Genomic DNA, 25,838 nt, shown 5'->3' on the forward strand with positions numbered 1-25,838 from the left:
TCAGCTCTTGTCGAATTCGGCGTCGACCACGTCGTCGTCGGATCCGGCGGAGCTGCCCGAAGCACCGCCTGCCCCGGCGTCCGCCGTGGCCCGCTCCTCCGCGGACGGGCCCGCGCCTGCCTGGTGGGAGGCCAGTGAGGCGTGGATCTGCTGGAGTTCGGAGGTCAGCGACCTGACCTTGTCGAGCGGCGCTTCTCCCTTGACGGCTTCCCGGGCGTCGGTGACGAGCATCTCGGCCCGTGCCTTCTCGTGCGCGGGTGCGGCGTCGCCCAGCTCGTTCAGCCGGCGTTCGACCTGGTAGGCAACGGCGTCCAGCTCGTTGCGGGCGTCCACGGCCTCGCGCAGCGCCTGGTCCTCGCCGCGGTGCGCTTCGGCCTCCTGGACCATCCGCTCGACCTCGCTCTGGTCGAGGTTGGAGCCCTCGCTGATGGTGATGCCCTGCTCGGCGCCGGTGTCCTTGTCCCGTGCGGTGACGTTCAGGATGCCGTTGGCGTCGACGTCGAAGGTGACCTCGATCTGCGGCTCGCCACGGGGCGCGGGGCGGATGTCCTTGAGCTGGAAGCGGCCCAGGACGCGGTTGTCCTGCGCGAGCTCGCGCTCTCCTTGCAGGACGACGATGTCGACGGCTCCCTGGTTGTCCTCGGCGGTGGAGAAGGTCTCCGTGCGGCGGACCGGGATGGTGGTGTTCCGCTCGATGATCTTGGTCATCACACCGCCGCGGGTCTCCACGCCCAGCGACAGCGGGATGACGTCGAGCAGCAGGACGTCCTTGACGTCACCTTTGAGCACTCCGGCCTGGATCGCGGCGCCCATGGCCACGACCTCGTCGGGGTTGACGCTCATGTTCGGGTCCTTGCCGCCGGTCAGCCGGCGGACCAGGTTCTGGACGGCGGGGATGCGGGTGGAGCCGCCCACGAGGATGACCTCGTCGATATCGTTGTCGCTGATCTTGGCGTCGGCCATCGCCTGCTTGACCGGTTCCATGGTCCGCTCGACCAGGTCGGAGGTGATCTGCTCGAACGTGGACCGCATGACCGTCTCGGTCAAATGCTTCGGGCCGGCGGCGTCCGCGGTGATGAACGGCAGGCTGACCTGGGTCTGGGTGACCGAGCTGAGTTCGGTCTTGGCCTTCTCCGCGGCCTCGAAGAGCCGTTGCAGGGCCTGCGGGTCATTCCGCAGGTCGATGCCGTTGTCGCGTTGGAAGTTGTCCGCCAGGTGGTCCACCAGCCGCCGGTCGAAGTCGTCGCCGCCCAGGTGGCTGTCGCCCGCGGTGGAACGGACCTCGACCACCCCGTCGCCGACGTCGAGCAGGCTGACGTCGAAGGTGCCGCCGCCCAGGTCGAAGACGAGCACGGTCTCGTGCCCCTTCTTGTCCAGCCCGTAGGCGAGGGCCGCCGCCGTGGGCTCGTTGATGATGCGCAGGACCTCCAGTCCTGCGATGCGCCCCGCGTCCTTCGTCGCGGTGCGCTGGGCGTCGTTGAAGTAGGCGGGGACGGTGATGACGGCTTCCGTCACCTTCTCGCCCAGCTGCTTGGCGGCGTCGTCGGCGAGCTTGCGCAGGACCAGTGCGCTGATCTCCTCGGGCGCGTACAGCTTGCCGCGTACCTCGAAGCGCGCATTGCCGTGGTCGTCGGCGACCACGTCGAAGCCGACGGCCTTCGCCTCGTCGGAGATCTCGTCGTAGCGGCGGCCGATGAAGCGCTTTGCCGAGTAGATGGTTCCCTTGGGGTTGAGGATCGCCTGGCGGCGGGCCAACTGGCCCACGAGCCGCTCGCCCGAGTCGGTGAACGCAACGACTGAAGGGGTCGTGCGGCTGCCCTCGGAGTTCGGGAGAACCGTCGCCTCACCGCCCTCCCACGCGGCGATCACCGAGTTGGTGGTTCCGAGGTCAATGCCGACTGCCTTAGCCATGGGGATACTCCTTCATCGAAGCCACGGAAGTGTTCGCGCGCCCTGTGCCGCGGGGTCTCACTTCTCCGTGGCGGTGGTGCCGGCCGCCGCGCTCCCGAGCCGGTTGAGCAGCTTGGCGGCCTGATCGGCCACCTCGGCGTCCGCCACGACCTCGTACCGGCTCGGCTGCATCGCGCTGACCGAAGCGAAGTCGCGGCGCCCGCGCTGCAGGCTGTACAGAAGCAGTCCGAGCAGCGCGCCGATCACCGCGCCGAAGATCAGCCCGTAAAGGGCCAGCAACAGCGACGACAGCACCGGGTCGAGCCAACTGAGCAGGCCGAAGAGCCAGCCGATCAGTGCACCGGGGAGAGCTCCGGACGCGGCCCCGCTGAGCGCCGCCCTGCCAGGGCCGACACGGCCGACAACTTGTTCGACGAGTTGCAGGTCGTGGCCGATGATGGCGACTCGTTCCACCGGGAATTCCTGGTCGGACAGGTAATCGACGGCGCGTTCCGCCTCCGCGTAGGTGGGGTAGGACGCGATGGGACGACGATCCTGCTGGCTCATGTCCGCTCCTCCCGACGACACGCCACTGCTACTGGTTCACGGCTGACCGCTTCAGTCTCGCCATCGCGGGCGACCCGCGGCCTGCGCCTGCGAGGCCGAAATCCGTAGGGAATCTCGGTCTGCCAGGGTGAGCTGCGAGGCCGACATATCGGACAAGATCTGCGTCGTTGGGTAGTGTGGATCCCGGGCGAGTCCCGTAGAAAGGCCCTTGATCCCACCATGGCCACGACCTCGGGCACGACGGGCCGGTCCCCACGGACCAGCTGGGGCCGCGAGCACCTGGCGAACCTGTACAGCCTTTTCGTGCTCTCGATGATCATGAATGACGCGCCGGACGAGAGTGACGTCCTGACGCGGGCCCTCACCGCCGTTGGCACCCTCGGTCCGTGCCGCGCCGAGGCCGCCTACCTCACGCTCGACAACGGCCTGACCCGCACACCCGCCGACTGGCCCGACGCCACCCCCCACCTCGATGCCCAGGTCCGGAGACTGGGCGGTCAGGGTGGGCCGGTCACGGTGCCGGACCGGGAATGGGGCTGGAGCCTCGCGCTGCGCAGCACGGCGGACGCCATCGGCCACCTGGTGGTCAGCGCACCGTCCCGGCCCACCGATGACGAGTACTTCCTGCTGCGGGTCCTGGCTCAGCAGACCGCGGCGGCCCTGACGCAAGCCATGGCCCGGCGCACGGAACACGACCGTGAACAGCAATTGCGGCAGCTCAGCGATGACCGCGCGGCCACGAACGCCCGGCTCACCACGTCCGTCTCCGAACTGGAGCATCAGCGCTCCGTCCACGAGATGCTCAGCGACGCCTCCGCGAACGACGACGGCGTACAGGGCATCGCCGAAGCCCTCCACAGGCTCACCGGCTACCCGGTCGCCATCGAGGACCGCTTCGGCAATCTGCGGGCCTGGGCGGGCCCGGGCCGCCCCGACCCCTACCCCAAACCCGAGGCGACCCCGCACGAAGAGCTTCTGCAGGATGCGGCCCGCCGACAGCGGCCGGTGCGGGTGGCGGAACAGGTCATCGCGCTGGCCCAGCACCGTGGCGAGGTCCTCGGCACCGTGGCCCTGATCGACCCCGAAGCAGGCGCCGGCGAGGAAGAACGGTTCGCCCTCGATTACGCCAGCACCGCGCTGGCCCTGGAACTGGCCCATCTGCGCAACCTCGCCGAGGTGGAACTGCGGCTACGACGCGAACTCGTGGACGACCTGATCACCGGCACCGACGACGCGAGCGCCTACGCCCGGGCCGCCGCCGTCGGCCATGACCTGCACGGTCCGCACTATCTCGCCGTCGTGCAATGGACGGGCAGGCCGGCCGACGACACCTTCGTGCAAGCGGTCGGCAGGTCGGCAGCCGGGCTGCGGATGCGGTCACTGCTGGCCAGACGGTCCGGGATGGCCGTCCTCGTACTGCAAGGCCGTCCCCAGGCGAAGGCCCTGCACGAGGCGGTGGGCCGCGAACTCGGCTCGCCCACCGGCTCGATCGGTGTGGGCGGCCGCTGCGACACCCCGAGCGAGATCCCCCGCTCGTTCCAGGAAGCGTTGCGCGCCCTGGAGGTCCGCCAGCGCTCGCAGTCCCCCCACGGCGCCACGACCTTCGACGAACTGGGTCTCTACCGCATCCTGGGGCCGGGCGGCGGCTACCGGGAGGTCGAGCAGTTCGTCCGTGAGTGGCTCGGCCCGCTCCTGGACTATGACGCCGCACACCACTCGGACCTGGTCCAGACCCTCTCCCAGTACTTCGAGTGCGGCGGCAACTACGACGCCACGGCAGCCGCCCTGGCCATCCACCGCAGCACCCTGCGCTACCGGCTCCAGCGCATCCGCGAGGTCAGCGGCAGTGACCTCGGGGCCGTCGACAGCCGGCTGAACCTGCACGTTGCCACCCGGGTGTGGAAAGTCCTGGGCGGCTGACCCTGACCAGGAGGCGAGCGATGCACCGGCGGACAGCGGACGCTCCCGTGGCCGCTGTCGCTCACCTGGGCGGAGTACCACTGACTCCCGGCGACCACATCTGTGCCCTGTACCGGGGGCGTGCCGAGCGGGACCAGTTCATGACCCCCTTCTTGGCGGAGGGCCTGAGTGCAGGGCACATCTGCCTCCTCTTGGGCACCGAGGGCGACGGCCGTACTTTTCGCGACGTCTTGGCCTCGCACGCCCCCGCGGTGGGCCGGGGCGGCAACAACCTCCAGATCAGGGGCCCGGATGAGTATCTGCGGGACGGGACCTTCGACGGAGACCGCACACTGGCCCGGCTCTCCGCATGGTCGGACGAGATGGTCCCGTCCGACGACGGCACCTGCGCCCGGCTCGCCGCCGATATGAGCTGGGCCCAGCCCTTGGTGCGGCCCGCCTTCGTCCAGGACCTGGTCCGGTACGAGATGCGCGCGACCCGGTGGCTGCGGTCGTATCCGCAGGTGGGGATGTGCATGTACGACCTGGAGATGTTCCACAGTGACCTGATCGTCCCACTGGTCAAGGCCCATCCGAAGGTCTGGCTGAACGGCATGATCATGGAAAATCCGTACTTCCTCGATCCCGATGAGGAGACCGGGCCACCGGCCTCCGGGGAGACCTGACACCGCTCACCGCTCACCGCTCACGGCTCCGGCCGTGCGCACATCCCGCCGCCCGGTTCCGGCACGAAACCCCGGCTTGCCGCACGGAACGTAGGCGCTGCCTATCCGACGTCCTTGGGTGGCGGAGCCGAGCCGTCACCGCGCCCCCGCCGGAGTTCCTGTTCCTCTTCCGCGTCTGCCGCCTCTTCCCCCGGCGCCGGTCGCTCCTGCCGGCTCTCCCGCGCCTCCCGGACCGGCTCGACATCCCGTTCCAGCGGTGTCGTGCCCAGCGCGGCCGTCAGCTCCTCCAGGGCCCCCAGCAAAAGTTCCGCGCCACGCCGCACCACCGGATCATCACCGTCGTCCGCGCCCTCCCAGGCGTCGAGAGCCGCCGCTACCCGCTCCCATCCCGGGGCCCGCCGCTCGCGTACGTCCCGGGCCGCCCGCGCGGTGTCCGCCCGCAGGGCCGCCGCGAACAGTGCGGCTTCCGGGACGGGCCGCACCCCTGGCCCCGGCAGATGGGCCTCCAGAAGCATCGCCGCCCGCCCCATCGACTTGAGCGCCCCATACGCGTCCTGGGCCGCACTGCGGGTCAGTCCACGATGCTTCACCGGCTCTTGCTTGGCCCGCTCGAAAGCCTCGTCCCACACGGCCTCCTTCTTACGGGCGGCAAGCAGTGCCTGCCGCACTTCCGCGCGATGCCCGCCGCCGGGATCCGCGTAGCTGCCGACCACCGCCGCCGCGTACCGCCCGTTCGCGGCGAGCCAGTCCGCGAGACGGTCCAGCAGCCGCGGGGTCTCCCAGGCCGGAAAGACCACATAGGCCAGCATCGCGAGCGCACCGCCGAGCAGGGTCAGCAGCACTCGGTCCCGCACCGTCTGGTGCCACTCCTCGCCCCCCATCCCGAGCAGGAAGACGACATACGCTGCGGCGAAGGACTGCGAGACCGCGTACCCGGTGCGCATCAGCAGGTACATCAACCCGGCCGAGATCACGGCCAGCCCGCCGGACAGATATGCGCCCGGGTGAGCCAACTGCACCACTCCGGTGGCCAGGCCGACGCCCACGAGAGTGCCGGAGAACCGGGCCACAGCACGGGAGTAGGTCTGGTGGAAGTCGGGCCGCAGCACCATGACGGAGGTGATCGGCACCCAGTAGCCGTGGCCCAGCGGAAGCGCATTGCCGAGCAGGTAGCCGAGGCAAGCCACCCCGGCGAGACGTACCGCGTGCCGGAGAACAGTCGAGTCCCAGGTGAGCTCGCGGCGCATCGCACGCAGCACGACCGGCACCATCCGGAACATGGTCGGACGCACCAGTGCCGGGGCGTTCGCCGCGTGAGTGTCGCCGCTGTCCGCGGTCTCCACGACCTCGCGCAGCAGATCGAACAGCCGCACCGCCGCCAGCCGCGCCGGCCCCCGCAGCACCTCCTCCTCCCCGCCCCGGAGGGCCTCCATGGCTTCGGAGGGCACCCGGACCGGGGTACCGCGGCGGATCGAGTGGGCAGCGGCGTCCAGCACCTCGCCGGCCGCCTTCAGGAGTTCCCGCGCCCGGTCGCGTTCCGGCCCCTCCGCCGGAGCGCCGACCCGGGGGTCGGCGAGGGAGGCGAGGACCGGGCGGATGCGCTCGGCCAGGCCGCGGGGGCCGTGCAAGGCGGCGGGCCGCCGGCGCGCCTGCCACGGCGTGACCGCAGCGGCGTCGCGGGCCGTCATCATCGGTTCCGGGGCGAAGGGGGCCACCGGGTCGTCCCGCAGCCGCCGGGCGTAGTCGGCCACGGCGGCGAGGGCGCAGGCGAGCGCATCCCGGTGCGCTCCCCAGCGGCGGATCGGGAACAGCAGGATCAGCGTCGCTTGCACCACCCCGCCGAAGGCGATCACCGCGGCGTGCTCCAGCGCCTGCACCACGGTGGTCGGCAGGGTGATGGTCACCAGCATGATGCCGATCGTGGTGGCCGCGACGATCCCGGAGGTCGAGCCCGCGGCCCAGGCCATTCCGGCGCCAAAGGACCACACGGCGAGCAGCAGGAGGAACGACACGGGGTGCGCCCCCGCCAGATATCCCAGGAAGGTGCTGAGCGCCAGGCCCGCGCCGGCGGCCAGCGCGAGCACCTTGCGCGGGCGCCAACTCCGCTGGAACGTGGCGGTGCCGGCCGAGAAGGCTCCGAACGCGGCGGACGCGGCATAGGCCGGGGAGACAAGCCACAGCGCGAGCCCGATCACGGTTGCCACTCCGGCCGCGGCGCGCAGTGCGACCAGCGGCTCGAGCCGGGTCCTCTCAATGGTCAGTCCGGAGCGCACGATCAGCCCCAGCGCCCGCAGCCACGTCACGGCGCCGAGCTTAGGGCGAGGCCGGGGCCGTCCGCCGTCAGCCGCACCGTGCACCCGTCCACGTGAGCTACCACGCGGTGCCGCCCGGGAACGAACCGAGGTGGCCGGCGGGAACGCCGGCCACCAGACGGGGCCGATCCAGGTGCCGCTGTCCCGGGTGTTCGCCCAGGCCGTAGTACTTCCCGGGCTGTTCGCCGCCTGGTGAGCGCGTCGCGCGAATCGGACTGTGGGACACCAATGCCCGCCTTCCGGTTCGGCGAGGCACGGTAGAACGGGGAGCGGTTGGCTGCTCGCTCCCGAACTGCCGCCGGTTCAACGTGAGACCGCGGGGCGGGTGCATTGGCCCAGGGCGGTGCGGGGACGGCAGGCGGGGCGTGAGTCCGGCTCAGGAAAGTTCTTCCAGCATTCCGTGCACATGAGCCACGGCAACCTCTATGTCGGTGTACTTGTACTGCCCGGCGCGTGACTCCGCGGAGAGGACTCCGCAGCGGTGCACTTTCTCGAAGTCGCCATAGGGGAACTTGTACCGGCCTTTGTTCTCTTCGTTTTGTTCGTCGTCTTCGCCGAGGTACCACTTCCGGTATTCGGCGAAGCCGTGCTGCTCCAGGTAGCGGTTCTCCTCCTCGGCCGAGGGGCGGTGTTCGCTCCACTCGTCCCGGTCGTCGAGGACCACCTGCCGTTCCCTGACCAGCTTCTTCGCGTGTTCAAAGGCTCGTGCGTTCAACTTCACCACCACGAGGTTCACACCTCCCACGCGTTGCCGTGCCACGGGACTACGGGAAATCCTCCGGGAATGGCGCTCACCGGGGGGAGGGGATAACGCTCCGTTGCCTGACTGTGTGCCCCTGTATCAGCGGCGGATGATCCGCCGGTATCCGCCGGTCCGGAGCATCCATGGCTCATGCGGCGAGGTAACGCTTCGCGTCCTCTTGTTCACGCCATTCTACGCCGCCGACGGGCGGCTCTCACGGCCAATTCCGGGGACGTTCCGATCGCTTGGCCTGTCAGGTGAAATAAGCGCCACGGCTTCGGCCTGGCATGCGCAGGCGTGCCCCGGAGGTGTCTGGAATCCTGGAACTGGGCATTGCGCGCCGGTGGGCGGACAGTCGCCGGTGTGGGGTAGTCACCGAGGGCGAGGAGGCGAAAGGCATGACCGTGATGGGCGTGTCCAGGTTCGAAAGGTTCTTCCGTGCCGCCGCAAGTCTCGACGTGGACAAGAACGATCTGAAGCGGTACAGCGACTTCGTCGACGGCAAGCTCTACGACCTCCTGCTCGTCGCCCAGGCCGCGGCCAAGGCGAACGACCGGGACATCGTCGAACCGTGGGATCTACCGATCACCAAGGGGCTTCAGGAGAGCATTCACCGGTTCCGGCAGCTGGACGAGGAGGTCGAGCTCAAGCCGATCCTCGAGCAGTTGGCCGCGCACCCCCTGCTCGACCGGGCACCCAGCGAGGAGACCGAGGCCCGGTACCCGGAGATCATCGGCGGGCTGAGCGTGGCACTCGCCGAAACCTTCAAGATCATGTACCCCGACGTCAAAAACCCCCAGACCAAGCACTGGGAGGGCGCGACCGCCATCTTCGACCTGCTCCTGTAGCCGGCTCTGCCCGGATTGCGCAGGTCGCCCCTCCAGGGGCCAGAGCCACCCGCCCCCGCCCGGCTTGGCGAGCGGCGGCCGCGCAGCTGTGGCTACCGCAGCACGGCAGACAGCGACGCCATGCGTGGCAGGTTCGGAGAATCAATGGCTCTCCGTGATGAGGGAACTTGATGGTGTGCCACTGGAGGCGGGGGCGCCGTCACGTGAGTGACGGGGTCACAGATCCAACTGGAGTTTGAGCAGGCATACGACTACGTCGGTGCGGGAACTCAGCAGGCCGGCCATGAGAATGCCCCGTTGGTTCTGGAGAATCCGGTAGCGGCCGTGCAGGGGTTCCGCCTGGGGAATGAGTACGGCGACCTGCCTGCCGTTGCGGGCGACCTGCTCGACATAGCCGATGACTGGATGCACCAGGGAGTGCTGAGGGCTGTCGATGATGTCGAGCCGTGGGCCGGGGTTCCATCGCGCCCAGTCGGCGCGCATGGCGTCTGCTTTCGTCCGGTCGTCGAAGACGGCGACCACGACGACCTCATCGCCCAGTGAGGACGCGGCGTTGAGTGCGGCGGCGGCGATCATGTCGACCCTGCCCAGGGGGACGATGACCAGACTGTGGGTTCGTGTGGGGCGTGGCGGGGTGCCGTCCAGTCCGAGTTGGTCGCGAACGCGCGTGTAATAGCGCTCGATCCGGGAGAACAGCAGCATCAGCAGCGGCACGGTGAGGACGACGATCCAGGCACCGGCGAGGAACTTGGTGGCGAGCAGGACGATTCCGGCGACGGCGGTCAGCACAGCCCCGACGCCGTTGACCAACGCACGGGGCAACCAGCCGTCGGGGCGTTCCACGCTCCAGTGCCGGACGAGGCCGATCTGGCTGATGGTGAAGCCGACGAAGACGCCGATGGCAAAGAGCGGGATCAGGCGCTGGGTGTCGGCACTGACGACGACCAGCATGACGCCGGCCAGCACCGCCAGTGCCACGACGCCCCAGCGGTGGACGGGCCGCTCCGAGCGGAGGGCGAACAGATGAGGGAGACGGTCGTCCTTGGCGAGGACGCTCATCAGGACCGGAAGGCCGCCGAAGCTGGTGTTCGCGGCGATGCCCAGCACGAGAGTGACGATGAGGCTGATGGCGTAGTAGGGCCAGCCGGTCCCGAAGGCGCCGGCGGTCAGCTGGGCCAGCAGCGTCACACCGCCGCGTGGCACCACGTGATGGCTGCGGATCAGCAACGACAGCCCGATGAGCATGGCGCCCAGCAGCAACCCCAGCATCAGCTCGGTGTGTTGCGCCCGCTTGACGCGTGGTTGGCGGAACATCGGAACGGCGTTGGCGATGGCCTCCACCCCGGTCAGCGCCGAGCATCCGGCGGAGAACGCCTTGAGCACCAGGAGCACGCCCAGCGCCTCGACGGCGGGGAAGGACTGGGACGTTCCGACCGTGGCTGCGGGATGGGCCCGGAACAGCCCCACGACGATGACACCGATCACGCTGACGATGAACAGCACTGTGGGCAGCATCAGCACCCGTGCGCTGTCCGCGATGCCGCGCAGATTGACGACGGTGAGGAGGAACAGCGCGATCAGGCATACGGCCAGAAGATGATCGGAAAGGACGGGAAAGGCCGATGCGAGGCTCGCGGCGCCGGCGGCGAGACTGACGGCGACGGTGAGGACGTAGTCGATGATGAGGCTGGCCGCGGCCATCAGACTGACCGTTCTGCCCAAATCTTTCTTCGCCACCGCGTAGGCTCCACCGCCGTCCGGGTGCACGGCGATGACCTGGCGGTAGGAGACGACCAGGACGGCCAGCAACCCGGCGATGACCAGGGTGATCGGCAGCATCGCCGTGAGTGCGCCCGAACCGGCGGCCACCAGTACGACGACGATGGCCTCCGGGCCGTACGCGACCGAGCTGAGGGCGTCCAGTGATAGGGCGGCCAGCCCCTGGAGCACGGTCAGGTGGGACTTTCCGCCCTCGCCGTGACGCCGTGGGACCTTGGGGTGCGATTTCTTGGGCGCAAGCCCGAGGGTCACGGAAACTCACTCGTTCATGTGGCGGATGCACCCACCCATGCCGGGCCGTGGCACAACGGCAATGCTCATGATGTCTCCATTTCGGTGAGAGGTAGCCGCCTGATCCAGCTTCGGAGAGTCTCCGGGGACCTGCACGCCCACCGCGCTGGACGGGTGGGATGTGGAGGACGGCCAGGCACAGGTTCTGGACCTGGCGGACATCCAGGGCGCGGGAGAAACGGGCCTTGGAGGACCTCGCGACGGCCGTGAGCCGCACACCCCTGGAACGGGACGTCGGCTCTGCTCGCGAGGAGCAACGGGTGCGGGCGGCCGTGGAGGCGGAAGGTGACGGATCAGGACCCGCGCACCGGGGTGGATGACGGCGCCGGCGACGGGGAGCGCCCCGCCTCCTGGAGCGGGAAGTAGTCTCCCGGCCGCGTCGAGCGCCGCCACACGTACGCCGCTGTCGCCATCACGAGGATCAGCCCCGCCAGGATGAGGAGTTCGATCCCCTCGACGTTCCACCGGAAGGACTTCTCCGCCTCGGCCGTCACGATGAGCACCTTGCGGATGCCGGCAATCAGGCCGACGACGAGGAACGGCTCCGCGTCGAGGGTCTGGTTCCTGATGGTGAGGCGGACGGTGTGGAGCAGCTCGGCCACGATGAACAGCACAAGGCCGTTGTCCAGGGCGGAGAGAACGACCACATCCTCGCGGTACGGCCCCTGGATCGACCTGATGACGTCGTGGACGACCCCGACGGCCAGGAGCCCCGCGAGCACTACGAGGAACGCTGCGACGACGAGGTGGATGCCGTCCTCGATGAGTTGCAGGAGGCCCTGTACCCGGCCGCCCTCGATCTTCGGGAGAATGGGGCGCACAGTCAGCATGCTAGGGGTGCCCCGGCCCGCAGGCGCGGCGTGCTGCCGAACGGGCGAACGGGCGGACCCTCCCTATGGTGGCAGCCTGGGGGTAGGGGCGAGGCGCGAGGATCTGCGCCGCCGCATCGCAGGGGCATCCGCTGGCGGGCGGACACCGTGACGGCGCCCCTGGTGGCGGACGAGCCGGTCGACGTGTCCGACGTGGCCGAAATCGTCGGCACCCGTCTGGAGGACGGCGACTGGGACATCGGCGTCTTCCCACCGACCTGCCGAGCCGGGCGGAGCGCAATCCGGTCAGCACCGAGGCCGACCCCGAGCACAGGGTCGCACTGACCTCACTGCCCGCCTGCCGCTCCCGGCATCTGCGGCGCCGGGAGCGACAGGCGGTGGTCGGCGTCGTCAGGCAACAGACCGCGCAGGACGAAGAGCCGCTGGCTTCCCCCGTCGTCGGCCATACGGCACCCGGGGAGATTCCAGGCGCGAGCGCCGCGCGGTGCGGGGCCTGGGCGGCCACGTCCGCCCCGCTCTGGTACCCCCTACTACCGCTTCCAGCGGGCGGTAGCCACCCGGAGAAGTTCGGTGGCTGCCACCAGCGCGGGGCGAGGGAATCGCGAGTGATGATCCTTCTCAAGTTGCCGTACGCAAGTTGAGGGGTAAATAGCATGGTGAGGCACCGTAAGCGCATCAGCCGGCGGGGGCTGCTGGTCACGGCGGTGATCGCGACGGGAGCGGTCCTGGCTCCTGTGGCGGTCCAGGCGGTCCAGGCGGCCCCGGCCGACACGGCAGGCGGGAAGCAGAACCCGGTCCGCGCGCTGGAGCAGACGGCCCACCCGCTGCGCTCGACCGAGCCCGGGAGGAGCACGGCCGACCTGCGGGCCCTGGGTTCGATGATCGGCGACGCCAAGGTGGTCGGCCTCGGCGAGGCCACGCACGGCTCCCACGAGTTCTTCACCATGAAGGAGAGGGTCTTCCGCTACCTCGTCGAGGAGAAGGGCTTCACCACCTTCGCCCTCGAACTGAGCTGGTCCGCGGGGCTCCAGATCGACGACTACCTTCAGACCGGCAAGGGCGACGCCCGCAAGATCGCCGAGGAGACGCTGACCAACACCCCTTGGGACCATGAGGAGTTCGTGAGCCTCATCGAGTGGATGCGTGACTACAACCGCCGCCACCCCGGCCGCACCGTCCACTTCATGGGCGACGACATCGGCGCCCCCGCAGTGAGCGACGAGTTCTTCGGCCGGGTGACCGGTTATGTGCGGCAGAACCACCCGGAGGCGCTGCCGCGGCTCAACGAGCTCTACACCGGCCTGCGCCCGATCGACGACGTCTTCGCCTACCTGGGCAAGCCGCTTGCGCAACGGCAGCAACTCGCCACCAAGGCACAGCAGGCTTTGGAACTGATCAGCAGTCAGAAGGGCTCCGGCGGAGAGGCGTTCGAATGGGCAGAGCAGAACGCCCGCTCCATCGCCCAGACCGCCAAGTTCCTCACCATGAACCCCGACGACCCTGGCACGCTGCCCTCCTTCCAGCGCTTCCGCGACGAGGTGATGGCCCAGAACGTCACCTGGTGGCAGCAGCGCACCGGCCACAAGATCCTGCTGTCGGCGCAGAACGACCACGTCGGCCACGTCGCCGGCTATTCCGAGCTCTATCCCAAGACGCAGGGGTCGTTCCTGCGCGACACGATGGGCAAGAACTACCTCCCCATCGGCTTCACCTTCAACCAGGGCTCGTTCCTGTCGAAGGATGCCGCCCTCGGCGGCGACTGGAAGAAGTTCACCGTGGACGGCGCCGAGCCCGGCAGGAACGAGCACACCCTCGACCAGGTCCGCTACCGGGACTTCTACCTCGACGTCCGCAACGCCCCGGCCCCCGCGCGGGCCTGGCTGAACGTCGCCCGGCCCACGCTCGGCGTCGGCACACAGTTCCCCGTGAAGCCGCGCGACGTCGCGATCGCGAAGTCCTTCGACGTCCTCATTCACCTTCACGAAGTCCGGGAGGCAGACAAGCGGATGCCGTGACGGCCAGGCCCCGGCACGAGCCGCTCGACGCTTCCTGACCTACGGGGAGACCGGCCTCCCCTGTGTGCCGTCCGCCGGAACGCCCCCGGCCGCGCGGGAGCGTCGACCGGGCCGCTGCCGAAGGCCGGCCCGGGGACCTCGCTGCCTACCGACTACAAGGAGCTCGTCGGCCTGTTTGGCGCGGGCAGCTTCGACGGTAGCTCGGCCTCCTCGTTCCCGGCGTCGCGGGCAGTCCACCAGCAGCCGCCGGCCGACGCTATGGATGAGCACCCCTCCCGGCCGATCCCGCAGACCGCCCGGTTCGAGGTACAGCAGGCCGTACTCCCCGACCCCGAGACGGACGGCGAGCCGGCCGCGTCATAAGGTCGTCCGCGCGGCGGGGGAGGGGAGGGAGGCCTGATGGCGATCCGGGAGGACGCGGCAGCCAGTGGCCCGCGGGCGGGTTTCAAAGACATCGTCGTACGGCCCGCGACCGCCGCGATCAGACAGCTCGCCTCCGGGCTCGGTAGTGCCCTCTCGGCCCTGTTCGTGCTGCTCTGGCTGGCCGTCACCGCCGTGACCGGTCCGATCGGGGTGGGACTGCTCATGGCACCCGCCGTACTGCGCGCGCTGCACGCTCTGGCCGGCCGGGAGCGCGACCGGCTCGGTCGCTGGGGTCCCGAAGTCGTCGCCCCGGAACCTCCGCCGACGCAACTGCGGCTCGCCCTCGTCGACCCCACCACACGACGGGAGCTGCGCTGGCTGGTCCGCCACGCCACTCTGGGGTTCCTCCTGGGCGTGCTCGGCGTCCTGCTGCCGATCTCGGCCCTCCGCGACGGCACCTTCCCGCTGTGGTGGCGGTTCGCGCCCGAGGAGGTGGCCACTACGTCGCTGGGGCTCGGGAACGTGCAATCCTGGCCGGCCGCGGTCGCCGTCGGCCTGCTGGGCCTTGGCTGGACCGCCGTCATCCTGGGCCTCACCCCCGGCATGGCGCGCTTGCAGGCCCGCCCGGGACGACGACTCCTGGTGGCCGGCCCCGAGACGGACCTGTCCCTGCGCGTCGCCGAGCTCACCGCCACGCGCGCGGCTGCCCTGGACGCCCATGCCACCGAACTGCGCCGCATCGAGCGCTCCCTGCACGACGGCACCCAGAACCGGCTCGTCTCCGTCACCATCCTGCTCGGCGCCGCCCGCCGCATGGTGGCCCGCGATCTCGCCGGCGCCGACGAAGTCCTCGAACGCGCACACTCCACCGCCGAGCAGGCGCTGGCCGAACTGCGTGCGGTCGCGCGCGGCATCCTGCCTCCGGTGCTGGCCGACCGGGGACTCACCGGCGCACTCTCCGGGCTGGCCGCGAACTGCGCGGTGCCCTGCCGGATCGACGTCGACGTACCCGAGCGGTGCGCCGCCTCCGTCGAGGCGACCGCCTACTTCGTCGTGGCCGAAGCCCTGACCAACATCGCCAAGCACAGCGGCGCCGACCACGCCACCGTCACGGCGCGCAGCCGCGGCGGCCGTCTCCACCTGTGCGTCGAGGACGACGGCCGGGGCGGGGCGGACGAGGACGGCGGCTCCGGACTCACCGGCATCCGCCGCCGGATCGCGGCACACGACGGCAACCTCTCCCTGACCAGCCCGTCCGGCGGCCCGACAACCCTTGAGGTGGATCTTCCATGCGGATCGTGATCGCCGAGGACGACCCGTTGCTGCGCGAGGGGCTCGCCCTGCTGCTGCGCGCCGAGTCCCTCGATGTCGTGGCCACCGCGGGCGCCCCCGACGAGGCACTGGACGCCATCGACGCACACAGACCGGACGTCGCCATCTTCGACGTGCGGATGCCACCGACCCACACCGACGAGGGGATCGTCGCGGCGGTCGAGGCCCGGCGCAGGCAACACGGCCTGGCCGTCCTCGTCTTGTCCGCGTACGTCGAGCAGACCTTCGCGACGGAACTGCTCACCGGCGGCGTGGGCGGCCTCGGCTACCTGCTCAAGGAACGGGTCGGGCGGGTGGAGGAGTTCCTGGACGTTCTTCGGCGGGTGGCGGCCGGAGGCACCGCCATCGACCCCGAGGTCATCACGCAGCTCTTCGCCCGGTCCCGCCAGGACACCCGGCTGGACCGGCTGAGCCCTCGCGAGCGGGACGTACTCGCCCTGATGGCCGAGGGGCTGGGCAACAACGCCATCGCGGAACGGCTCGTCGTCACGGACAGCGCTGTCCACAAGCACATCCGCAGCATCTTCGCCAAACTCGGCCTCTCACCCACCCACCGACTGGACCGGCGCGTCGCCGCCGTCCTCCACTACCTCGAGGACGCCCGCCGCCGGGCCTGAAACCGGTGCGGCGGGCCCCCGCCGGCAGGTCAGTGGCTTGGAGCGCACCGTAAGAGGTCGCGCAGCTAGGCACGGTGGTGGCAGCTCGGCCGCAAGACAGGTGTTCCGCCAGATGTGGTGGCGGCGCATCAGAATGGATCTCTCTGCGCTGCAACCGTCCCGGGGATTCGGCAGTCGTCTTCGGTGCCGTCCGCGCCGCCGCCGAGGCGGATCAAGCCGCCCTGGCCCGGGTGATCTGACTCCCCAGCGCCGGACGCGTCTTGCCAGCTTTGGCCCCGGGGCGCCCCGGGGCCACCAGAGTGTGGGGGAAACACACTTATGCATAAGCGCACCACCATGGCCGCCGTTGCCAGCGCCCTGGCGCTGTCCGCATTTGCTGTTCCGGGTGCCGCCCAGGCGGACGAGGTCGTGGGCGACACCACGATGAAGGTGGTCGTCAACGGCGGGTCCGACATCGTCCTGGGCACCACGAAGACGAAAACCTTCACCATGACGGTGACCGCCACCGACGACTCGGGCATAAAGGAGGACTACAACGTCCCCTCGCTGTGGCACGGGCCCGGCCAGAAAATGCCCGACGACCCCGACGGGTTCGTGGTCCCCGACAATGGCACCGGTGACTGCGTGGCCCACAGCGCCACCACGACCACCTGCACCTTCACCCTGACCATGAACCCGAGGATCGACACTCAAGACAACACCACGGCGGGAATATGGAAGGTCGTGACCTGCCCCGCGGGCGCGGGGAGCAGGCCCCGGCACGTCACCGCGCGGTCCGGCCGGGGGGCCATCCCCGCGCCCGCGGGGATGGTCTCGGGATCGCCGTCTCGCAGCAGCGCTCGGCAGCTGCTCCCCGCACCCGGGCCGCCGACCCGTACGGGCACGGATTCACGCCGGTCAAGGCCGACGCCGACCGATGCTGCTGTTCCTCAGCGCGGGGAGTCGGGGGCGCTTCCGTCGCTGAAGAGGTTCATGGAGTCGTGAATATCCTTCAGGTCCGCAGAAGCGCCGCTCAGCTCCAGAGCAACGGCCGCCGTCAAGTTGTCCCGGAGAAGTGGCTGCTGTACCTGCTCGATGAGTGCCAGTGACCGTGCCGCTCGGACACTCTTCTCTGCGTCGTCACGCAAGTCAGCCAGTACTCGGAGCATCATGCGTCTCTCTTCCGCCCGATTCCGGAAGAAGAAGAACGACAGCACTTGCGAAAAGGCGCCGGCGGCGGTCATGACGACAGCCAGCGCCATGTCGTCCGAGCGATAGATGCCGACCGCGATCCCGGCAGCGATGATCACGTAACCCAGGATTGCGGCAATGATCGCTGCGAAGAAGCTGACGTCAGCCCTTCGACCTACCTTGTTGTAGTACGTCTCCAGGACGTCAGAGAGTGGGTCTTGCCGTGCCGTCGGCACTTCTACCGGAAGCGGGAGGGGAACTGTCTGCCCGGATTCCTCGCCTGCTCTCTCCGGACCTGCCTTCGTAATATCGGCTTCTGGCACGGGAGTTGCTGCCTGGGCCTGTTTCGTGGCCTGAAGTCTCCTCCAGGCATCCCGGGCCGCCACACTCGCAGCCTGAGCTGCAACCGCCGCCAAGATTTCTACCCCTGCCACTGCCTCCCCCTGGGCGCGTTCGTGCCGACAGGCTAGCTGTTCATTGCGCCGAATATGCTGCGTCGCGGCAAACGACTGCTCGTGAGCAGCCATGCCAGGCCGGATGCACAGCGTCATGGCGAGGATGGTAGATGGACGACACCACCACCCCACATCAGCCCGCCGCCAGCGGTCGGCGGCGGCGCGCCCGCTTCCGTGAAGCGCTCAAGCACGCCGAGCGGGCCTTGTTCACCCGGCCGTTGCGCCCAGGCCGACGTCGACACCTGGCTCGGGCACCTCGGCCTGGCCGCCAACACCGACCAGCTGGCGTTTCAGGCCCGGATCGCCACCACCGGGCCCGAGGCCGCCAGCTCTCCTCGCCCGCGGTCCGGGCAGATCGACCTCACCGTCAGCAACCTCCGGAACGGCGCCACGGCAGCAGGCCCGATGGAGAAAAATCGCCCGGGTGACTACCGACACCGCCCGGTCTAGCTGCTCAAGGAGCCCGCGTGCCGACCACACTCTCCCAGCTCAGCGCCGACCGGCAGCTCACCGCCCTGCGCCGCCCGCTCCCCTGCAACGGCATGGCCACCGTGCTCCGCCAGGGCACAGCCGCAGAGCCCGGCGAGGCTCCGGCGTGGCTTCTGTTCCTGTGCTCCGAGCACTCAGAGGACCTGCCGGTCTGGCCCGGGCCGTGGCCGACAGCGCAGACCGGCTGACGCTGTCGTGCGGGGCCGTGCTGGACTACCGGAACCACCGAGCAGGTCCAGGTAGACATCTCTGAAGTGCTCAACTCTACGGCCGCAGCCTCTGCTGATGCCCCACGCGGCCTGCTATGAGCTGGACACGGCAGAATTCCCCGTGCGCATGTTGTGGGTACCGAAGGACGGTGGGGCCCCTCGTCCCACCCGGAAACGGACAACGGAGGGCCACGCCCGGGTGCACTGAGACGCCGCCAATCTCCGCGTAGTCCAGGCACTCAGAGTCGTGCTCTTCTCGAGACCGGGCGGGTCCCGAGGGTTGAACTCCACCGCCGGCAACGGCGCCAGAACCGATGCGACGAGACGGGATACTCCATGACCCTCACCTTCACCCGCCACCGCGACGACAAGCGCGACGAACTGCGCCCCCGAGGTGCCGCCCCCGTCCACGTGCGCCGTGGCGCCCCCAACGGCCGGCCCCTTCCCGAGGGGTGGAAGCCGCGCTTCACCCTCGCTGATGACCCTGCCGGCGCCTCGCCACTCGCCGTGGTGGTCCAGCAGGGCGGCGGTCACCTCGCCGTGCTCACCCCCAACCACGAGCACCTGGCCGAACTGCACCTGCCACCGCGCGAGAAGCGATGGCGGCCCTCGTACGAGATCCACCTGCCCGACGGGACGGTGCTGCGCGGGCGGGAGGGGACGATGCCCTCGCAGCTCCTGTGCCTGGTGCAGCTGCCGTTCGTCCTGCTGTACCTGGTTGCCCTGGCATTCTCCGACTCCCCGGCCGGCACCTTTACCGCCCCGTTGCGGACGGCCTGGAAGCGGCCGGGTGCACTCTTCGGCCGGGCGACCCTGACCGAGTCCGCGCGCGGCCGGTTCCGCGTCCGCGGTGACAGGCTCGACCACCGCGTCGCGTACGCACAGGCGGTGGCGAAGTACTGGGAGCGGTAAGGCACAGGGTAGCTGTCTGATAACAGCGCATTGCTTGCGGTCATCAGACCGTTCTCGGGCGTAGAACCTCGTGCGTGCAGTGGTTGGCCGCACGGCGTATGGAGTGAGCGACCGAGTGTGGATTGGTCGCTGCTTGAGTCGCTTGGAAACTCGGCCGTCGACCGGGCCGGCGAGTCGGCGCGGACCGGATACCGCACCAGCGAAGGCGGCCAGGCCGGGCAGGTCCAGGTGCGCTGGGTGGGACCGCGGGGGAGTGGCGCTCGCTACCAGGAACAGGAGCAGCTCCAGCGCTGCCAGGCGGTGCTGCGCAGCTGGGGCTTCGAGACTGTGGAGGTCCGTGGCCCTGGCGGCCGCCGCTACCTGGAGGCCGAGGCCGGGCTTGGTTGAAGGCGGTCCACGAGAACGCCTCCGATGCGCGGCACCGCGGCTATCCAGGACGACTCCGACGCAGTGATCACAGCAGCCACGCGGAGATCATCTCGGTTGCCGGTCCTGCCCTATCTCGTCGATCCTGTGTGCTCAGCACGCAGGGCAGGGAGGGCGCATGGGGCTGGTTCTTTTCCCGGGCGATGGAGACACGAGCAGTCCTGATGTCTCCTGGTCCTACAGCGGCTTTGCTGCGTTCCGGCGGCGTCTGGCTCAGGCTGAGGGTTTCACGCTCTCCGAGATGTGGGGCTTCGGCGGCGAACGGCCGTGGAGCGAGGTGCCCACTGCGCTGGAGCCACTCCTCGATCATCCGGACTACCGCGTCATGCCGCCGTGGGGAGAACCGGACGAGGAATGTGCGATAGAAGTCTTTCAGGGACATGGCGCGCAGGAAGGAGTGACCCGATCACGAGGGTCGAGGCGCTCACCGTCATGGAGAGGTGCGCGGGCGCCGATCGCAGGAGCGGGGTGGTTCCCCCGTGCCGGCCCGCTCCCGCGCACATACGACAGCCCGGGCGTCCCACGTGGCAGTGGCACACGGGCTGCCGTCAGTAGCGAATCCCTCAGAGGCCGTCGGATGGCACCGGCGGCCAGGATATTCGCCCTCTCGCACGCGTCCACGACGGTCTGCCCGGCATTCACGTCGGCGACGCGCGACTGGCAGTTTTCCATCCGGAGCATCATCTCTACATCCGGGGCATCATCGCGCTCCGCCATTCTTCGGTGCAGCGGGTCCGCAGAAAGTGGATGAGGATGAGGTCATCAGAAGAAGCGGATGCTGTTACGCAGAGCGCCTATGACGTTCGTCGCGAGACGCGAGTGTCGGTGCTGGCTCCGTGCTCGGCGTCACTTGGCACCCCGGAGTTCTGAAATCGGGGTTCTCATGGCCCAACAATCCACGCCTTGGGCTCAAGGGACCGAAAGCGAGCGCACTCGGATGATTACCTCAGGCCGGGCTTTTGACCCAATCGATGAGCCGAGCCCACCAGCCGCCCCTCCACCGGCCCGATGAACTCCCCGGGGCACCAGGAGCGCGTGTGCGTCGCGACGACTCGCCCTGTCGGGCTGGTGCCGATCCCGTTCGAGTCGCCGCCTTTACTGGGCGCGCACGCTTGCGTTCCGCAGGCTCACACATACACCGCTGGGCGTTTGGTACGCCCATGAGCACTTGGTCCACATGCCTCCCGCAACCCTCAAAGGTCAACTTCCGGCACGACGGACAGACGGCACGTTGGCACACGATTACCTCCTTGGTTCTTCGCTTGAGATCCACGATATTCACGCCATCACCACAAGGAACTCCAGAATTTACAACTCCTTCAGAAGTAGCTTCCTTGCGTCGGTGTGAGCCGTCCTCATGGAGCCGAATCACGATCCAAGTTACCTCGCCGGCGGTCATGAAAATCCGGACATGAGGGGCAGGCGCCGCATATCCGTCGCGGAGAGTATCTCACTAAGTGGCGCCAAGTGACCTGTTTGAAAAAATTCCCGGAGTTGCTCGGGACACCGAAACAATGGTTGCATCTCGCCCGGTCGAGAAAAGGAGGCACAGCGCCTTCTGTCACTGCCCGCCACCGCATTGCTTTTCAGGCCGTCGACCGGGCCGGCGTGGGCAGGAATCGAGAACAGCAACCGCTCTCCCCCAACGGGTGGTACGCCAGTCAGGAGGGAGCAACGTGGGTTGCTCACACGCCGCAGGATGTCCCCTTTTCCCCCTACTTAAAGCGAGCTTGCAAGGCTGGCGCGAGTACTACTGCGACAGCGCAGATCAATGGCTCGGCTGTGCCCGCTACCGGATGTCACTCACCGGCGAGCGCGTGCCGATCAGCCTGCTGCCCAACGGAGCCAGCGCGCGACACCTCGAAGCCCCGGCCGAGGCGGGCCGATCCAGCGCCACCAGCGCGGCGGCCGCCCCTCGACAGTCCCCGCCACGACCCACTCCGGGGTCACCGGAGCCCGCGTCCTGGCCCCAGCCGGCACCGACCCAGCCACATGAGCAGTCACAGTCGTGGCCTGGAACCGCGACACCGGAAGCCATGGCCCAGTTCGGAGCCACACCTCCACCAGCAGATGTCTGGCATGACCGGCCGTCACCGCCCCCACAGGCCGACCGACCTTCAGACAGCCTCGCTCGACAATCACGGCACGCGCCCGCCCCGAAGCGCGGCTGGTGGGCTCGTTTTGCCGATTGGATGAGAGGACCCGCATGAGTACCTACTGGCCCTGGTGGGCGGGCGCTATCGGACTCGCTCTGGTCACCATCAACCACACCCTCATCACTGATCGGTCTCTCGGGGTGTCGGCCGCGTGGGATCGCGTGCTGCACTGGCGTCGCGAACGCGAGCTCGAACGGATGGACGAGGAGTTCGCCGACGATCAAGCTCTGGCCGAGGCGCTTGCCGCAGCCACAGCGGAGCACTTCGGCACCGGCACCGGCGCGTCCACCGTGCCGCAGGCTCCGCACGAGAAGTCGCAGCCACTGGAAGCCGACACCGAATCGGCAGCGAGTGAGCGCCCGGCAGCCACGAGCCTGCGCCCGGCCCCGCTGGTCACTCAGGCTGCCCTGCTGATGTCGATCTTCCTCGGTGGGTTCATCGCCGCGGTCGCCTCCGGGCGGTTCCACCTCCGCTACGACATGGGCCCCGGTTTTCGGGACCTGGTCACCGCCGATTCGACCGCCATGGTCGCCATGCTGTTCGTGGGAGGTGTTCTCGTCGGCTTCGGCACTCGGCTGGCCGGTGGGTGCAGCTCCGGCCACGGACTCAGCGGCTGCGGCCGGCTGCGGCCGGTCAGCCTCGTCGCGACCGCCGTGTTCTTCGGCACCGCCGTCGCGGTGTCGTTCCTGCTGTGGAAGGTGATCTGATGCGTACTCGGGGCGCGATCCTGCTGGCCAACATCATCACCGGACTAGCTCTCGGTTACACCGTCACCAACATCGGTTTCGGCGACTTCGCTGAGCTGAACCGCATGTTCACCTTCCAGGACCTGCGCATGTTCCTCTCCTTCGCGGGTGCTGTGGTGATCCTCGTGTGCGCGTTCGCTCTGCTGCGGGTCCGCCGCACCCCGGGACGCATCCACGCCGGCGTGATCCCCGGCGCGGTGTTGTTCGGTACGGGCTGGGCGATCTCAGGCGGGTGCCCGGCAATCCCGATCATCCAGGTCGCCAGCGGATACCTACCTGCCCTGATCACCATCGTCGGCGTCATCGTCGGTATCCGGTTGTGCCGCTGGGCCAACGCCCGGTACTTCCACCTCGACCGCGGCTCCTGCGGGCTGTAACCCAGCACCCCCCACCGACACGAGCCATGCAGCTTGGGTCTCTCACTTTGACGATCCCCCCGACGGCCTCCGGCAGCCCGTGCACATCTGACAACGTGATCAAGCCCAATCGGAAGCGCAGCTCGTAAAGAGTAAGACCGTGTCCTATGTGGTGAGGCGGACGTATCGCTTGTAGCAGCAGATGGCGGCGGCGAGTCCGAGAAAGGCCAGGTAGTTGCGGTGGTCGCGTTCGTAGCGGGGGCTGAGTCTGCGGTAGCCCGACAGCCACGACATGGTGCGCTCGATCACCCATCTACGCCGCCCTAACCGTTCGCTGGACTCGATGCCCTTGCGGGCGATCCGTACTCCAATCCGCTTACCACGCAGCCATTTCCGCAGGTCGGGTCTGTCATACGCCTTGTCGGCGTGCAGGCGCTCGGGTTTGAAGTAGCGGCCGCGGTGAGGGTCGTGTCTCGTTTGGTGACCCTCGACCATCGGCTTCAGCCCTTGGCTGTCGTGGGTGTTCCCCGCCGAGACGCCGACGACCAAGGGCAGTCCGTTCGCGTCCGACAGGATGTGCATCTTGGAACCCGGCTTGCCCCGGTCCACGGGGCTCGGACCTGTGAGTTCGCCCCCTTTTTGGCCCTGACGTGGGCGGAGTCCAGGACCACGCGGGAGACGTCGATCAAGCTGGCATCGTCGAGCTGGTGCAGGATCGCCTCGTGCAGCCGGCCCCACACGCCGGCCCGCGACCAGATCAGAAACCGGCGGTGGGCGGTCGACTTCGATATCCCGAAGCATGGCGGCAACGCACGCCAGGAACAGCCACTGACCAGCACGTAGATGATGGCCGCGAACACCGTTTCATCAGGCGTGTCCTGGGTCCCACCACCCTGCGACCGCACCTTCGACGGCGGGACCAACGGCTTCGCGATCTCCCACAGACCGTCCGGAACAATCCAACTCCACGTACCCCGCCCCATACACAGGCCAACGTCCGCCTCACCACATAGGACACGGTCTAAGACGCCGTTTCTGATGGTGTGATCGCTCGTTGAGCCGTGCATGACGGATCTGGTTGAGCGTGGTGCCGGACGAGTTGTGGGTGCTGTTCCGGCGGGTGGTTCCGCCGACGGAGGTCATACGCCTGCAAGGCGGCGGCCGCCGACGGGCCGGTGACCGCGCCTGTCTGGCAGCGATCATCTTCGTGGCCACCTCGGGCTGCACGTGGCGGCAACTGCCGCCGGTGTTCGGGCCGGCCTGGCCCACCGTCTACCGGCGCTTCGCCCAGTGGAGCCGGGACCGGGTGCGGGCCAGGCTGCACCGCGTCATCCTCGACGAGCTCGGCGCCCGCGGAGCGTTGGACCGGTCGCGGTGTGCGATTGACTCCGTCAGCGTCAGGGCGGCAAAAGGGGGCCACTGACCGGACCGAATCCGACCGATCGAGGCAAGAGCGGATCGAAAATCCACCTGATCACGGACCGCAACGGGCTGCCCCTGTCCCTGGGCATCTCCGGCACCAACATGCACGACAGCCTCGGACTGGAACCACTCGTGGGCGGGATCCCGCCCATCCGCTCCCGCTGCGGACCGCGCCGCCGGCGTCCAGCCAAGCTCCATGCCGACAAGGGCTACGACTACGACCACCTGCGCCGATGGCTCCGTAAGAAAGGCATCCGTCACCGCATCGCCCGCAAGGGCATCGAGTCCTCCACCAGGCTGGGCCGCCACCGCTGGGTCGTCGAAAGGACGGTCTCCTGGCTCGCCGGATGCCGCCGCCTGCACCGCCGCTACGAGCGCAAGGCGCAACACTTCCTTGCCTTCGTCGGCATGGCCTCGGCCCTCATCGCTTTCCGCCGACTCACCAACTAGGGCAACGTCGTAAGGAATGCCCGAGATGCCTGTTGCATTGCTGCCCAGTCTGCTCCTGCAAGCCGTGCGGGCTGTGACGTCAGAGGAGAAATGCCCGAGCCCGTTCCGCCACAACTGCTGCTGTCTTCCCCTCCGGCCCGAAGTGGTTGAGACCGTTCAGGGTCTCTTGGACGGCTGTGGGGAGTATCTCGCGGAGTGCGCCGAATTGCGTCTTGCTCGCCAGTTGGCTGCGGCTCCCGCAAAGGAGCAGCACCGAGGCGGTAACAGCCCCGAATCCGGCAAGTTTGCCCTGTTGGGCGGCTACCTGCTCGTGCTCGGCCAGATTGGCTGCCAGAAGAGGCCGCATGCGCTGCCAGCTCGGCCCACGGAAGCCAATGCGCAAGGCATAGCGCAGATACCAGTACGGCAGCTTGGCCAAAATCGGCGGAGCGCCGCCCGCTCCTTGGATGAAGTGAACGAAAGCACCGTAGGAGTCGCCTGCGGTCAGTCGTTCCCGGTATGGGCCCATCCAGCCGGTGGGAACAGGAGCTGCGGGCACTCCAGGCTCATAGACCGCAGTGCGGTCGAACACCGGGTATGACCGCGCGGTCTCAAGGATGACAAGCCCGCCATAGCTGTGGCCGAAGGCCAGCCGCGCCCCGTCTCAGACTGGACGGCGAGAAGGTCCTCCACCTCCTTGCGCAGGGTGTAGTGGGGGCCCTGAGGGCCGCTTGCACCGCGTCCTCGCCGCTCGACGAGGTGCACCCGGAACGAGGTGGCCAGCACTGAGGCCAGCGGCAGGTAATCGTCAGAGGTTCGCAGAGCCCCGCCGAGCAGGATGAGGTGCGGGCCGTCGCCCATCGTCCGATAGCTGATCGGCGTCCCATCGGCCGGCAA

General features: G+C 68.8%; 22 protein-coding genes. 13 read left to right on the plus strand and 9 right to left on the minus strand.

The annotated features are described in order from the left end of the window. Both dnaK and NUT86_RS32545 read right to left on the minus strand, forming a co-directional pair. Complete coding sequence (dnaK, locus tag NUT86_RS32540) at positions 1-1,911, minus strand: molecular chaperone DnaK (RefSeq protein ID WP_159485314.1); 1,911 nt, start codon at positions 1,909-1,911, stop codon at positions 1-3. A 57-nt stretch (positions 1,912-1,968) separates the two neighbouring features. Then, the gene (locus NUT86_RS32545; RefSeq protein WP_159485312.1) at positions 1,969-2,457 is read right to left on the minus strand and encodes a general stress protein; all 489 of its coding nucleotides are present in this window, start codon (positions 2,455-2,457) and stop codon (positions 1,969-1,971) included. 219 nt (positions 2,458-2,676) lie between these two features. Here NUT86_RS32545 and NUT86_RS32550 point away from each other — a divergent pair, with 219 nt between their 5' ends. Next, positions 2,677-4,377 (plus strand): PucR family transcriptional regulator, encoded by a 1,701-nt coding sequence (locus NUT86_RS32550; RefSeq protein ID WP_274738850.1) that lies wholly within the window; start codon positions 2,677-2,679, stop codon positions 4,375-4,377. A gap of 20 nt (positions 4,378-4,397) precedes the next feature. Continuing rightward, the gene (locus NUT86_RS32555) at positions 4,398-5,042 is read left to right on the plus strand and encodes an MEDS domain-containing protein (protein ID WP_274738852.1); all 645 of its coding nucleotides are present in this window, start codon (positions 4,398-4,400) and stop codon (positions 5,040-5,042) included. 101 nt (positions 5,043-5,143) lie between these two features. On the opposite strand, the gene NUT86_RS32560 is transcribed toward NUT86_RS32555, so the two are convergent. Both NUT86_RS32560 and NUT86_RS32565 read right to left on the minus strand, forming a co-directional pair. After that, on the minus strand, positions 5,144-7,345 hold the full coding sequence (locus NUT86_RS32560; RefSeq protein WP_274738854.1) for an FUSC family protein: 2,202 nt from the start codon (positions 7,343-7,345) through the stop codon (positions 5,144-5,146). A gap of 385 nt (positions 7,346-7,730) precedes the next feature. Continuing rightward, a complete protein-coding gene (locus tag NUT86_RS32565) occupies positions 7,731-8,090 on the minus strand; it encodes a hypothetical protein (protein ID WP_234017661.1) in 360 nt (119 codons plus the stop codon). A 404-nt stretch (positions 8,091-8,494) separates the two neighbouring features. Here NUT86_RS32565 and NUT86_RS32570 point away from each other — a divergent pair, with 404 nt between their 5' ends. After that, positions 8,495-8,944 (plus strand): DUF1931 family protein, encoded by a 450-nt coding sequence (locus NUT86_RS32570; protein ID WP_018092870.1) that lies wholly within the window; start codon positions 8,495-8,497, stop codon positions 8,942-8,944. Positions 8,945-9,160: 216 nt separating this feature from the next. Here NUT86_RS32570 and NUT86_RS32575 read toward each other — a convergent pair whose 3' ends face one another. Both NUT86_RS32575 and NUT86_RS32580 read right to left on the minus strand, forming a co-directional pair. Next, the gene (locus NUT86_RS32575) at positions 9,161-10,975 is read right to left on the minus strand and encodes an APC family permease (RefSeq protein ID WP_266444437.1); all 1,815 of its coding nucleotides are present in this window, start codon (positions 10,973-10,975) and stop codon (positions 9,161-9,163) included. A gap of 332 nt (positions 10,976-11,307) precedes the next feature. Next, a complete protein-coding gene (locus NUT86_RS32580; protein ID WP_026170216.1) occupies positions 11,308-11,844 on the minus strand; it encodes a phosphate-starvation-inducible PsiE family protein in 537 nt (178 codons plus the stop codon). Positions 11,845-12,497: 653 nt separating this feature from the next. Here NUT86_RS32580 and NUT86_RS32585 point away from each other — a divergent pair. The 4 genes from NUT86_RS32585 to NUT86_RS32600 all read left to right on the plus strand — a co-directional run bounded on the left by NUT86_RS32585 (position 12,498) and on the right by NUT86_RS32600 (position 17,155). Next, entirely contained in the window at positions 12,498-13,859 is a 1,362-nt protein-coding gene (locus NUT86_RS32585; protein WP_274738857.1) for an erythromycin esterase family protein, read from the plus strand. Positions 13,860-14,258: 399 nt separating this feature from the next. Beyond that, entirely contained in the window at positions 14,259-15,524 is a 1,266-nt protein-coding gene (locus NUT86_RS32590) for a sensor histidine kinase (protein ID WP_274738858.1), read from the plus strand. Beyond that, the gene (locus NUT86_RS32595) at positions 15,512-16,171 is read left to right on the plus strand and encodes a response regulator transcription factor (protein WP_266444448.1); all 660 of its coding nucleotides are present in this window, start codon (positions 15,512-15,514) and stop codon (positions 16,169-16,171) included. The genes NUT86_RS32590 and NUT86_RS32595 overlap by 13 nt, the downstream gene beginning before the upstream one ends. A gap of 318 nt (positions 16,172-16,489) precedes the next feature. Further along, entirely contained in the window at positions 16,490-17,155 is a 666-nt protein-coding gene (locus tag NUT86_RS32600; RefSeq protein WP_274738861.1) for a hypothetical protein, read from the plus strand. Here NUT86_RS32600 and NUT86_RS32605 read toward each other — a convergent pair. After that, positions 17,101-17,892, minus strand: coding sequence for a TRADD-N-associated membrane domain-containing protein (locus NUT86_RS32605; RefSeq protein WP_274738862.1), 792 nt, complete (start codon positions 17,890-17,892; stop codon positions 17,101-17,103). The two genes, NUT86_RS32600 and NUT86_RS32605, sit on opposite strands and share 55 nt — an antisense overlap. A 371-nt stretch (positions 17,893-18,263) precedes the next feature. Here NUT86_RS32605 and NUT86_RS32610 point away from each other — a divergent pair, with 371 nt between their 5' ends. The 5 genes from NUT86_RS32610 (at position 18,264) to NUT86_RS32635 (ending at position 23,111) form a co-directional block, all read left to right on the plus strand. After that, a complete protein-coding gene (locus NUT86_RS32610; protein WP_159485288.1) occupies positions 18,264-18,473 on the plus strand; it encodes a hypothetical protein in 210 nt (69 codons plus the stop codon). A 357-nt stretch (positions 18,474-18,830) separates the two neighbouring features. Beyond that, positions 18,831-19,406, plus strand: coding sequence for a hypothetical protein (locus NUT86_RS32615; RefSeq protein WP_159485286.1), 576 nt, complete (start codon positions 18,831-18,833; stop codon positions 19,404-19,406). Positions 19,407-19,523: 117 nt separating this feature from the next. Beyond that, positions 19,524-19,793 carry a hypothetical protein gene (locus NUT86_RS32620; RefSeq protein WP_274738864.1) on the plus strand — a complete coding sequence of 90 codons (270 nt, stop codon included), beginning with the start codon at positions 19,524-19,526 and terminating at the stop codon, positions 19,791-19,793. Positions 19,794-22,038: 2,245 nt separating this feature from the next. After that, positions 22,039-22,695, plus strand: a complete 657-nt coding sequence (locus tag NUT86_RS32630; RefSeq protein WP_018093648.1) for a YeeE/YedE family protein — start codon at positions 22,039-22,041, stop codon at positions 22,693-22,695. Further along, a complete protein-coding gene (locus tag NUT86_RS32635; protein ID WP_109893874.1) occupies positions 22,695-23,111 on the plus strand; it encodes a YeeE/YedE thiosulfate transporter family protein in 417 nt (138 codons plus the stop codon). The genes NUT86_RS32630 and NUT86_RS32635 overlap by 1 nt, the downstream gene beginning before the upstream one ends. A gap of 144 nt (positions 23,112-23,255) precedes the next feature. Here NUT86_RS32635 and NUT86_RS32640 read toward each other — a convergent pair. Beyond that, a protein-coding gene (locus tag NUT86_RS32640) for an IS5 family transposase (RefSeq protein ID WP_274733814.1) occupies positions 23,256-24,073 on the minus strand; the annotation gives its coding sequence in 2 pieces (ribosomal slippage) (positions 23,256-23,731 and positions 23,731-24,073; 819 coding nt in all). Positions 24,074-24,162: 89 nt separating this feature from the next. Here NUT86_RS32640 and NUT86_RS32645 point away from each other — a divergent pair. After that, positions 24,163-24,962, plus strand: a protein-coding gene (locus tag NUT86_RS32645) for an IS5 family transposase (protein ID WP_274740693.1) whose coding sequence is annotated in 2 segments (ribosomal slippage) — positions 24,163-24,511 and positions 24,511-24,962 — 801 coding nt in all. Because the reading frame shifts where the segments join, the coding sequence is not laid out codon by codon here. 79 nt (positions 24,963-25,041) lie between these two features. Here the strand turns inward: NUT86_RS32645 and NUT86_RS32650 are convergent. Continuing rightward, positions 25,042-25,593 carry an alpha/beta fold hydrolase gene (locus tag NUT86_RS32650; protein WP_274740695.1) on the minus strand — a complete coding sequence of 184 codons (552 nt, stop codon included), beginning with the start codon at positions 25,591-25,593 and terminating at the stop codon, positions 25,042-25,044. Positions 25,594-25,838: the final 245 nt, after the last annotated feature.

Source organism: Streptomyces sp. G7(2002) (assembly GCF_028870195.1).
Taxonomy (GTDB): Bacteria; Actinomycetota; Actinomycetes; order Streptomycetales; family Streptomycetaceae; genus Streptomyces; species Streptomyces nigrescens.